This window comes from Bacteroides celer (assembly GCF_002632415.2).
Lineage (GTDB): Bacteria > Bacteroidota > Bacteroidia > Bacteroidales > Bacteroidaceae > Bacteroides.
In genome coordinates, this window is the sequence record NZ_CP178209.1 from 5,273,369 (window position 1) to 5,284,556 (window position 11,188).

The following is an 11,188-nucleotide window of genomic DNA, read 5'->3' on the forward strand; positions in this document are numbered from 1 at the left end:
TTTTTTTTGTATATCAGCAATAAAATTATTACTTATTCAGGATATCCATTGTATCCGATGCGATCAACAGTTCTTCATCTGTTGGGATCACTACTACTTTCACTTTAGAAGCAGGAGTAGAAATGATTGCTTCTTCACCGCGAACCTTAGCATTTACTTCGTTATCAAGTTCGATACCCATGAATTCCATATCCTTACAAACTTCACGACGACATTCCATCTGGTTCTCACCTACACCACCAGTAAACAGGATAATATCCACACCGCCCAATGCAGCAGCATAAGCACCGATATATTTCTTAATACGGTAATAGTACATCTTCTCTGCAAGGATAGCTTTCTCATTGCCAGCCGCACAAGCAGCCAAGAGTTCACGCATATCGCTTGATACACCCGAAATGCCCAGTACACCGCTCTTCTTGTTCAACAGATTGGAAACACCGGTTGTGTTCAAGCCTTCTTTTTCCATGATAAATGTTACTGCACCGGCATCAATATCACCGCTACGAGTACCCATCATCAAGCCTTCCAATGGAGTCAAGCCCATAGTAGTATCCATACATTTACCATCTTTGATAGCAGCGATAGAACCACCGTTACCAATGTGGCAAGTGATAATTTTCTGTCCTACCGGATTTACACCCAAGAATTCACATACACGTTTTGACACATAACGATGAGAAGTTCCGTGGAAGCCATAACGACGTACACCATACTTTTCATACAGTTCGTGAGGAATAGCATACATGTAAGCATAATCCGGCATTGTCTGATGGAAAGCCGTATCGAATACACCTACCTGCGAAATGTTAGGAAGAATAGCAGAAACTGCATTTACCCCTTTCAAGTTAGCAGGATTGTGAAGCGGAGCCAAGTCATTGCAAGCAGCGAAAGCTTCCAGCACTTCCTTGTTCAGCAATACAGATTCGCTGAAACGCTCGCCTCCGTGTACCATACGGTGACCTACTGCATTGATCTCATCCAAAGATTTAATAGCGCCGTATTCAGGATTAATCAGCGTGTTCAGGATAAACTCTACTCCTACTGTATGTTCAGGAATATCTTTCTCCAATATTTTCTTTTCACCATTCGGCAAAGTAAGTTTCAAGAATGATCCTTTCAGACCGATTTTTTCGATACCACCTTGTGCAATCACCTCTTTGGTGGTCATATCGAACAATTTATATTTAATAGATGAACTTCCGCAGTTCAATACCAGAATCTTCATGTCGTTGTCGATTTATACTTAATAGTTTATATCTAATACTTATTTATTCGCTTTTGCTGCAATGGCCTGATTAGCTGTGATAGCAATCATGCGATATACATCTTCGATAGAACAACCACGAGACAAGTCGTTTACCGGACAGGCAATACCCTGAAGAATCGGACCAACAGCGTCAGCATGTCCCAGACGTTGAACTAATTTATAAGAAATATTACCAACTTCCAAACTTGGAACGATCAGCACATTTGCTTCTCCGGCTACTGGAGAACCCGGCGCTTTGCTAGCACCCACTTCCGGTACAAGAGCAGCGTCAGCCTGCATTTCACCATCCAAATCAAGAGTAGGAGCCATCTCTTTTGCAATCTTAGTAGCTTCTACCACTTTATCCACTACTTCGTGTTTAGCGGAACCCTTGGTTGAAAAGCTCAACAGAGCTACTTTCGGATTTTCAATACCGGCAACGGCTTTCGCAGTCTGCGCAGTACAAATAGCAATCTGTGCCAGCTGATTAGCGTCCGGAACCGGAGTTACAGCAACGTCACCCATGACCAAAATGCCATTCTTTCCGTATTCAGGAGCATGAGTCAAAAGCAACATAGCACCAGACACGCAAGTGATTCCCGGCGCAGTCTTGATAATCTGCAAAGCAGGACGCAATACATTACCAGTAGTGTTACGGGCACCAGCCAACTGACCGTCAGCATCACCGCTCTTAATCATTAAACAACCAAAGAATAAAGGATCATTCGTTAACTTGCGGGCTTCTTCGATAGTCATCCCCTTCTTTTTACGAAGTTCACACAACAACTGCGCATATTCTTCGTGTTTCGGAGAAGTTTCAGGATCAATGATAGTAGCTTTACCGATGTTTCCCAATCCCCATTTTGCAGCAAGTTCATTAATTTCTGCCGGTTTACCCAGTAAAATTAGATCGGCTACTTCGTCTGTCAAAATCATATTGGCAGCTTTCAATGTGCGTTCTTCAGTTCCTTCCGGAAGAACAATACTTTGGCGATTTGCTTTCGCACGCGCCACGATTTGGTTGATTAAATTGAGCATAGATATATTGAATATTATTATAAAACGTCCTTACAATTTGTAATTTGCGGTGCAAAAGTACTCAATTTTGCAATATCCACATTACAATTTCGCCTATTTTTCTCTTCCAAGTCTAAAATATTGTAATATTTAACACTGTACTCCTATTTTTCATACCTTTGCAGCGTTTTCAAACAAAATCAATAGGTTATTAGTTATGATACGTCAGTGCGCCATTTTATTTGGCTGTTTGGCTTTGGGTGAATTAATAGTTTATCTTACGGGTATCAAGCTCCCCTCCAGCATCATCGGTATGCTGCTGCTCACCCTCTTTTTAAAATTAGGTTGGATTAAGTTACACTGGGTACAGGGATTGTCCGACTTTCTGGTTGCCAACTTAGGATTCTTTTTCGTTCCGCCCGGTGTGGCTCTTATGCTATACTTTGATGTCATTGCGGCAGAGTTCTGGCCGATAGTGACAGCGACCATTATCAGCACCGCGCTTGTACTTGTCGTTACGGGATGGGTACATCAAATCGTCCGCAAGTTCAGGCTGGCACGTCAGATTAAGCTGGCGCGCAAACTTCACCTGACGGATTTCCATCTGTCGGAGAAACTGCACCTTAAAGATAAAATCAACTTAACGAATAAAGACAAATGAGCTTCTTAGAGAATAATTTCTTCCTGTTGGCTATCACCTTCGGGATTTTCTTCTTTGCCAAATTGCTTCAGAAGAAAACAGGACTGGTATTATTAAATCCTATATTGCTGACCATCGCCCTATTAATCATCTTCCTTAAAATGACAAATATCTCATACGAGACCTATAATAAAGGAGGACATTTGATCGAGTTCTGGCTCCGCCCGGCTGTTGTTGCTTTAGGCGTACCTTTATATCTTCAATTGGAAATGATAAAAAAGCAGTTACTGCCTATCCTTCTGTCTCAACTGGCAGGCTGCATTGTCGGAGTTATTTCAGTAGTGCTGATTGCGAAGTTCATGGGAGCTTCCCAAGAAGTAATCCTGTCTCTGGCTCCCAAATCGGTTACGACTCCGATTGCGATGGAAGTAACCAAAGCCATTGGCGGTATTCCGTCACTGACGGCGGCAGTTGTTGTGGCAGTAGGTTTATTAGGAGCGATCTGTGGTTTTAAGACCATGAAAATCATGCGTGTAGGCAGTCCGATCGCCCAAGGGCTTTCGATGGGGACAGCCGCTCATGCTGTCGGAACTTCCACCGCAATGGATATCAGCAGCAAATATGGAGCATACGCCAGTCTGGGACTGACACTGAATGGAATCTTCACTGCACTGCTCACACCTACGATCCTTCGATTATTAGGTGTCTTGTAAAAACAAAATCTCTTGATTTTCCGTTATATAAAGAGTTAAACGCAAAAAGCAATTTTATGATTCCATTTAAAGATATCACATTAGCAGACAAAGACACAATCACCTCATTCACGATGAAAAGTGATCGCCGCAATTGCGATCTTTCATTCTCCAATCTTTGCAGTTGGAGGTTCTTATATGACACTCAATTCGCAGTGGTCGACAACTTTTTGGTATTCAAGTTCTGGGCGGGAGAACAACTTGCTTATATGATGCCCGTAGGCACAGGAGATTTGAAAGCAGTATTGTGGGAACTGATAGAAGATGCCCGCAAAGAGAACCAGCATTTCTGTATGCTGGGAGTGTGCAGCAATATGCGCGCTGATCTCGAAGCTATCCTTCCGGAACAGTTCACTTTCACAGAAGACCGCGACTATGCGGATTATATTTATTTGAGAAGTGATCTATCTACGCTGAAAGGGAAGAAATTCCAAGCGAAAAGAAATCATATCAACCGGTTCCGCAACACTTATCCGGATTACGAATACACACCGATTACCCCGGACCGTATTCAGGAATGTCTGGATCTGGAAGCAGAGTGGTGTAAAGTGAATAACTGTGACCAACAGGAGGGGACAGGCAACGAACGTCGCGCCCTGATTTATGCTCTCCACAACTTCGAGGCACTCGGACTGACGGGAGGTATCTTGCATGTGAACGGTAAAATTGTCGCATTCACATTCGGTATGCCTATCAATCATGAAACATTCGGCGTACATGTAGAAAAAGCGGATACCAGTATTGAAGGTGCGTATGCCATGATTAATTATAAATTTGCCAACCGGATTCCCGAACAATATATCTATATCAACCGGGAAGAGGATTTAGGTATTGAGGGTTTACGCAAAGCCAAACTGTCTTACCAGCCGGCAACGATTCTGGAAAAATATATGGCTTGCCTCAAAGAGCATCCCATGAATATGGTAAAATGGTAAATCCATTATAAATATGATGATAAAGGAGCAAGTAAAAGCATTGTGGAAAATCTGTTTTGACGATAGTGAAGAATTCGTTGAAATGTACTTCAGACTGCGCTATAAAACAGAGGTGAATGTCGCCATCCAAAGTGGCGATGAGGTAATCTCTGCGCTTCAGATGCTTCCTTATCCGATGACTTTTGGTGGAGAGACTGTACAGACCTCCTATATTTCAGGAGCCTGTACGCATCCCGATTTCCGAAGCAAAGGGGTCATGCGCGAGCTTTTATCACAGTCTTTCGCCCGGATGTTACGGAATGGAGTACACTTCAGCACATTAATACCGGCAGAACCCTGGTTGTTTGATTATTATGCCCGTATGGGATATGCTTCGGTATTCAAGTATTCAACTAAAGAGATCGTTTTGCCCGAGTTTATCCCTTCTAAAGAGATAGCGGTCAGTGTTGTTTCAGAATTTCAGGAGGAGGTCTATTCCTATTTGAATAAGAAGCTTTCCGAACGGGCTTGCTGTATTCAGCACACATCGGAAGACTTTCAGGTTATTATGACCGATCTTGCCATTAGTGGAGGTTATTTATTTGTAGCCAGACAGGAAAACGAAATCAAAGGAATAACCATTATATATAAAGGAGACAAACATATCATTATCAATGAGCTTTGCGCTGATGATAAGGATGTGGAATATAGTTTATTGTATGCGATCAGGCAGCACACCGGCTGCAAGCGCATGGTTCAACTACTGCCTCCTGAAGATAAACAGTCTCAACATCCGCTAGGCATGGCACGTATCATCAATGCCAAAGAAGTGCTGCAAATCTATGCCGCGGCTTTTCCTGAAGATGAAATGCAGCTGGAATTATCGGACAAACAATTGTCTGTAAACAACGGCTATTATTACCTGTGCAAAGGAAAGTGTATGTATAATACCGAGCGACTGCCCGGTGCACATATACAAATGAATATTAGCGAATTAACCAATAGAATACTTCAGCCGTTAAAGCCATATATGAGCTTGATGCTGAATTAAATTTTAGGCACGGATTACACGGATTACGCTGTTGACTTATATTAAGGCATGCCTCTAAGAGCTGTGAAACCCGTGTAATCCGTGCCTGTATTTATTTATTCAAATAACGAACCCGTTCACAGGCTGCCAATAGAAACGCACCTACTCCAAAATTCGAAGTTGAGTTTGCGTCTACCACCTGACCGGGTATCGCTTTCTCACCAATCGGTTGCACATAACCAATCTTGCCATCAGGCTGCAAAGCAACTGTTGAGAGATATTTCCATGCTTTTTCAACCACCGGCTGATATTCTGCAGCATCTAGGAAACCGTTATTGATTCCCCATTGTAAACCATAGGTAAAGAAAGCCGTTCCACTGGTTTCCGGTCCCGGTGCATGCAATGGATCGAGCATACTGCGTGTCCAGTAACCTTCCGGCTGTTGACAAGCAGCAACCGACTTAGCCAGGGTACGGAAACGATCTATATATTCCGGACGATACTTATCTGTTTCAGGAAGTTCTTTCAAGACTTTTGCCAATCCGGCCAATACCCAGCCGTCTCCACGTGCCCAAAAATCCTTTTTGCCGTTCACACTTTTGTGTTTAGGATACACGTATTTTCCATCCCGGTAATAAAGTCCGGCCTCTTCATCATACATAATACTATCAGCATAGGCGAGGTATTCATGCAGTTTCTCCAAATAGAGCGGATTCTTAGTAATGTTATACATCTTTGTCATGACCGGCATGACCATATATAAGCCATCTGCCCACCACCAATAATCATGATTGGGGGTACTCATCTGATATTCCATCACTTCGCGGGCACGGGCTATTTTCTGTGTATCCGGTTCCATATTATAGAGATCGGCATACGTCTGAAAACAAATCTGATAGTCACCGAAAAGCACATAATCATCACTTTCACCGTAACTGTACTTCCAGTTTTCCTTATGATCTGATTTTGCCCCTTTCCATTCATTATGTTCCGCCCAGGCTTTCGAGTATTCCAAATACTCCGGCTGCTTAGTCAAAAAATAAGCTTCCATATTTCCGGTGTGATAGGCAGCATTATCCCAAAAAGAACGTCCGTGTTCCGGATGATTCGTCTGCCAATAATTATTCACTTTATGAATAGTGTTTATCACTTCTTCAGCAGAAGCATCCTTCTTATCCGTACAACTTGCACAGATTGCACTGCCTAGAAAGAGTGCAGAAAAAAGAGTTGCATATAGTTTCTTCATATCTTTATTTATTTGTATCCATATTCGTTTCCAATACATATATCATTTGAGGCTCAATTTCCGCTGTGCGTTCACCGTCTCCCTGACGGCTGTGTTGTACAAAGAGATGCAGTTTCCGCTGCTTTTTCCAAAGTTCCGTATCATGAGAGGGTTCCCAGGCATCCACCGAAAAATCCGTCAGATCCGTTATCGTCCACTTACTGGTACCCACATCAGTCGTATGTGCCATCGACACACGGCTTCCCCGTTCCTCATCACGGAAAATATAAAAGACTTCTCCACCTTCTACCACAATACGCGGACGGGCAATAGGGATCATTTTCGTACCTCCGCCCTTCAAGGTAAAAGGTGTCCGGCGATCGGTTATCTGCCGTTGATGCCACATCTTCCCATCATTCCAGACGATGCGGTATTGAGGAACATCACTATCGGGTTCCCGCCAATAAGTAGCTATATACGGATTTCCTCCCGCATCGGCACTCATACTCGTCTGATTTATCAACTCACAGTTTTGAGGTAACCGACAGGCATACTCCGCATTGGACAATTTGATCGGGAGTTCATATCGTTCTCCACTCGTCTTATACCAAGTTACCCCATTATCAAAAGAACGGGCATAACAAATATCATGGTTTGTTTCCACATGCCAAGTCTCGCGCCATACCCATGAAAGATGAATCGTCCCTTTCTCATCAACATATAACTGCCAATAGGCATTCCGTTTATTTTCCCCGTCGATCAATATATCCTGCACACGAGTCCATTTATGTTCTTTCAGCGAATAACGGTTCATTACCAGATTTCCACGACCCGAAGAACCGGAGCGGTAAACAAACAATAAATCTCCTCCGGATAAAGGATAGAACTCCGGATAGGTGACATTTCCTTCGTCAACTCCGGTCATGGGCATTTTATCCCCCAGTTCCAGAGAACCGGGAGCAATGCTCCGGCAGTAATTCAATGGATGTCCGTGATGGTCAAAAGATACGTGTATGTATCCTTCTCCATCTATCATCATGCTAATTATATTATGAGCATCCTTCACATTTCCCTGATATTGGGTGCGATGTAATGTCCATTGTTCCGAATCCAGTTTCCGCTTTCCAAGTACCAGATAGCCATCGTTATCGTAATAACTGATATATTGTTCATCACCGTGTGTAACCAGCGAGTTATTCCGAAAGGCCGTCGTATTGACCGAAGTACAGCTATACCCCTTTCCCACTTCAACCAGATGCTGGGAACAGGCAATAACGGGGACGAGCATTATTCCGCAAAGTAGTAGCAGTATCCGTTTCATATTTATTTTTTATTTGTCAAAGATAGAAAGGTTCCATTTTTCATGCCAAGGGATAGTTATTTTCCCATCTTTTACCAACACAGGCAGCCATACATAACGGGAATCTTCCAAATCCTTCTTCTTCCAACGGTCGAACATGGCAATATATGCATCCTTCTTTCCGACAACGGGCTGGACATAAGTACTCTGGGCATAAAACGTTTTATCCGCATCCGGTCCCGTACAAGGGTTTCCGATTGTCTTCCATGTTCCCATAATAGAATCGGCTACTGCGATCTCGGCTATATTAGGATCCCAGCCAGTACAACCGGAGCTTAACATATAATATTTACCATTATATTTAAATACTGCCGGAGCCTCTCTCGATTCTTTTACGAAATTGCGTGTAAAACGTCCGCTCGGTTTCAGATAATCATCAGTCAGAAGGCTGATATACATCGTTTCATTATTTTCTGAAGAATAAAACTGATAAGCACGTCCATCATCATCCACAAAAACAGTCTGATCGCGACTCATCGCATTGTTCGGACGAAAACTTCCCTGATAAACGAACGGACCGACAGGAGAATCGGAAACTGCCACTCCAGCACAAGCCTTACTGTAATCAGCACTTTCCACATGGGCCCACATTACAAATTTGCCCGTTTTCTTATTATAAACCACTTTCGGACGTTCCAATACTTTGGAGGGATGCAGGTCATGATTCGGATCGTCTTTAACTGCCGGAAGTACAATACCCTCAAATTTCCAATTCAGCAAGTCTTTAGAAGAGTAACAACCTACTCCGGTCACATCCGTACGATAACACTCCCACGTAGCCCAGTCAGGCAAAATGGTTTTCCCTTTCTTGTATTCGCCATACCAATAGTAAGTGCCGTTATGATATAGAAGTCCACCACCATGGGCATTGATCGGATTCCCGTCCGTATCTTTCCAAACTTCACCGGGGATAAACTCCGTATACTTCTGTGCATGCACTGATACAGGCAGTAATGATATACAAACCACCCCTAATAATATAAACTTAATTATTCCACAATGTCTATTCATATTCATGATATTAAATAAGATTTCTTGTCTACAAAGATAGATGATACATAAAATATAAAGGTCTACTTATATGTCAAAAAAGGGCTAAAAACAATCATTCTCTATTAAATGTATGATATTATGGAGAATTTGTACTTCGAACTTAGTCCTCATTTATTATATAATACGATATAAACGAGGATTCCACTTATTAGCCCACTCCATAAAAAAGTTCGCTCGCTTTCAATCAAAGTCAATTCTCTGATCGAGCAAGTCATTTATATATACACATAAAACACCTTTCTTATATTCCATCCTCAAACGAACCTCTCCATATTTCTGCGGAGTATACCACTTGCCACCGGTTCCACGAGCCTGTGTTTTCCAACAATCCGATGTTCCCAATACATTTGTGCTGGTATATACCTTCCCTTTATATCTGATTTCAGGTTTCATCGTTTCTCCGTTTAGATAATATTCCAGATCACCGAGTTGCAACAAGCTACCTTGATAATTTTCTGCGTCAAGAGTAATCGTCTGTTCCAGCACAAAAGGCTTTTCAGGATTAAATCGTATTTCTTTGCCGGATGCCGCTATCATCTTCTTCTTTATTTTATCGGGGAATCCTTTGAAGTCGCAGGCTATTCCTGTAGAATAGCCTTGTGGATGTTGTAAACTGACAATCCAATCATAATAGTTGCCATACATCCAAGTCAGCCGCAAAGGGGTACCCTCCGAAGCCGGTATCATATAAGGACGGACATTATTCAGTTGCGAGTCTTTTGTGACTGCCTCCTTAGAAATAACCTCTCCATCTTCACTCATGATAAATCTTACAATCTCATACACCTTACCATATTTTCCCTCTACCGGTAATGAGCAATATACCTCATTAACATTCGACGGATCGATAGCCATACCGGCACTATAACACTTTTCTAAATTCGGCGTCTGATGAAAATGTCCACCGGCATTAATAAGAAAAGTCTTTTTCCACTCGTGTCCGTTCCATTTTGCATAGTAATAATCATGAGATTCTTTATTATCGCTGATACGTACCATTGCTATCACCGGATTTCCGTTCCTGTCCGAAGCTATTTGCCATACCCAGTCACGTTCAGAAGGATTATCCACTACCGTAGACGGGTACTGTTTCGCATAATCACCTGTCTTGTTCACCTTAAATGTGCCGTCGGCAATAGTAGAAAGTACGGTTCCCCTGACATCAGTCAACTGCAATGTTTTGATATCGATATAATTAAAATAAAGGAAGTTGGGAAGTTCATTATCCGGATGTCCCGTGGTGTAAGTCAAATAAATCTTATCTTTCCCGTTAGACATGTATTTCGCATACGGACGGGCGCCGGTAGATTGTACGATTTGATACGGTCCCCATACTACATCCACCTCATCTTTGTCGTCCGGTAATGAAAGCTTGGCAATAGTCGGATGCCAACCGATTCCACGCCAGCATAAATAAATATGTTCAGGATCATCCGACAGAATAAACGGAGAAGGATAAGTCGTATTATTTTTTGTTTCAATCCTCTTTTCTTCACCTAAAGTAGTAATATCCCCCGGGATTCGGGAGACTCTGTAATAAAAACAAGGTTCATCCGTATGTCTTGAATAGAAAATCATGATTCTTTCATCGGGCAATACAAGAAAAGTGGGATTGTTATGATCGTCCGGCTGAAAATACGAACGGATCAATACCTCTTCCTGTTCCTTCTTTTGAAAGTCATACTGCATCGCCTTTATATTACCATGAATATCGATGTAACCGATATATGTCTTATTTATAGTTCCCTCCTTGTTTTCATAATGCAAGGCTCTCGGATCGGCAAACCAACACCAAGCTCCTTCAGCTGCAACTTGATACCCACCGCCAGTAGGATTATTTTCTGCATTTTGGGCATTCAAATGAAAGCTACATAGATATAAAACGACAAAAATCCAAACAATCTTCTCTTTCATGATAGCAATATGTTTCTTAATTAAATATCAGTTA

10 protein-coding genes are annotated in these 11,188 nt (G+C 42.3%); 4 read left to right on the top strand and 6 right to left on the bottom strand.

The genetic code is table 11. The annotated features are described in order from the left end of the window. Window positions 1-28: 28 nt before the first annotated feature. On the bottom strand, window positions 29-1,228 hold the full coding sequence (locus tag CJF29_RS21270; protein WP_099147457.1) for an acetate kinase: 1,200 nt from the start codon (window positions 1,226-1,228) through the stop codon (window positions 29-31). 39 nt (window positions 1,229-1,267) lie between these two features. Then, complete coding sequence (gene pta, locus CJF29_RS21275; RefSeq protein WP_099147458.1) at window positions 1,268-2,287, bottom strand: phosphate acetyltransferase; 1,020 nt, start codon at window positions 2,285-2,287, stop codon at window positions 1,268-1,270. Window positions 2,288-2,483: 196 nt separating this feature from the next. Here pta and CJF29_RS21280 point away from each other — a divergent pair, with 196 nt between their 5' ends. Genes CJF29_RS21280 through CJF29_RS21295 form a run of 4 tightly spaced genes read left to right on the top strand, consistent with a single transcriptional unit; the run spans window position 2,484 to window position 5,623 of the window. After that, window positions 2,484-2,927 (top strand): CidA/LrgA family protein, encoded by a 444-nt coding sequence (locus CJF29_RS21280; RefSeq protein ID WP_004305056.1) that lies wholly within the window; start codon window positions 2,484-2,486, stop codon window positions 2,925-2,927. Next, the gene (locus CJF29_RS21285) at window positions 2,924-3,619 is read left to right on the top strand and encodes an LrgB family protein (RefSeq protein WP_004305057.1); all 696 of its coding nucleotides are present in this window, start codon (window positions 2,924-2,926) and stop codon (window positions 3,617-3,619) included. Before CJF29_RS21280 ends, CJF29_RS21285 begins: the two co-directional genes overlap by 4 nt. 56 nt (window positions 3,620-3,675) lie before the next feature. Next, window positions 3,676-4,593: a DUF2156 domain-containing protein gene (locus CJF29_RS21290; protein ID WP_004324570.1), complete on the top strand. Its 918-nt coding sequence runs from the start codon at window positions 3,676-3,678 to the stop codon at window positions 4,591-4,593. 13 nt (window positions 4,594-4,606) lie between these two features. Continuing rightward, window positions 4,607-5,623, top strand: a complete 1,017-nt coding sequence (locus CJF29_RS21295; RefSeq protein ID WP_099147459.1) for a GNAT family N-acetyltransferase — start codon at window positions 4,607-4,609, stop codon at window positions 5,621-5,623. Between the two features lie 91 nt (window positions 5,624-5,714). Here CJF29_RS21295 and CJF29_RS21300 read toward each other — a convergent pair whose 3' ends face one another. From CJF29_RS21300 to CJF29_RS21315, 4 genes are all read right to left on the bottom strand, one after another. After that, complete coding sequence (locus CJF29_RS21300) at window positions 5,715-6,848, bottom strand: glycoside hydrolase family 88 protein (RefSeq protein ID WP_099147464.1); 1,134 nt, start codon at window positions 6,846-6,848, stop codon at window positions 5,715-5,717. A 4-nt stretch (window positions 6,849-6,852) separates the two neighbouring features. Continuing rightward, window positions 6,853-8,148 carry a BNR repeat-containing protein gene (locus tag CJF29_RS21305; RefSeq protein ID WP_099147460.1) on the bottom strand — a complete coding sequence of 432 codons (1,296 nt, stop codon included), beginning with the start codon at window positions 8,146-8,148 and terminating at the stop codon, window positions 6,853-6,855. A 9-nt stretch (window positions 8,149-8,157) separates the two neighbouring features. Next, window positions 8,158-9,198: a glycoside hydrolase family 43 protein gene (locus CJF29_RS21310; protein WP_052587982.1), complete on the bottom strand. Its 1,041-nt coding sequence runs from the start codon at window positions 9,196-9,198 to the stop codon at window positions 8,158-8,160. Between the two features lie 222 nt (window positions 9,199-9,420). Then, entirely contained in the window at window positions 9,421-11,154 is a 1,734-nt protein-coding gene (locus CJF29_RS21315) for a BNR repeat-containing protein (RefSeq protein ID WP_099147461.1), read from the bottom strand. Window positions 11,155-11,188: the final 34 nt, after the last annotated feature.

Coding starts and splice junctions, on each gene's coding strand:
- CJF29_RS21270 (WP_099147457.1), bottom strand. CDS start 1,228: ATGAAGATTCTGGTATTGAACTGCGGAAGTTCATCTATTAAATATAAA.
- pta (WP_099147458.1), bottom strand. CDS start 2,287: ATGCTCAATTTAATCAACCAAATCGTGGCGCGTGCGAAAGCAAATCGC.
- CJF29_RS21280 (WP_004305056.1), top strand. CDS start 2,484: ATGATACGTCAGTGCGCCATTTTATTTGGCTGTTTGGCTTTGGGTGAA.
- CJF29_RS21285 (WP_004305057.1), top strand. CDS start 2,924: ATGAGCTTCTTAGAGAATAATTTCTTCCTGTTGGCTATCACCTTCGGG.
- CJF29_RS21290 (WP_004324570.1), top strand. CDS start 3,676: ATGATTCCATTTAAAGATATCACATTAGCAGACAAAGACACAATCACC.
- CJF29_RS21295 (WP_099147459.1), top strand. CDS start 4,607: ATGATGATAAAGGAGCAAGTAAAAGCATTGTGGAAAATCTGTTTTGAC.
- CJF29_RS21300 (WP_099147464.1), bottom strand. CDS start 6,848: ATGAAGAAACTATATGCAACTCTTTTTTCTGCACTCTTTCTAGGCAGT.
- CJF29_RS21305 (WP_099147460.1), bottom strand. CDS start 8,148: ATGAAACGGATACTGCTACTACTTTGCGGAATAATGCTCGTCCCCGTT.
- CJF29_RS21310 (WP_052587982.1), bottom strand. CDS start 9,198: ATGAATAGACATTGTGGAATAATTAAGTTTATATTATTAGGGGTGGTT.
- CJF29_RS21315 (WP_099147461.1), bottom strand. CDS start 11,154: ATGAAAGAGAAGATTGTTTGGATTTTTGTCGTTTTATATCTATGTAGC.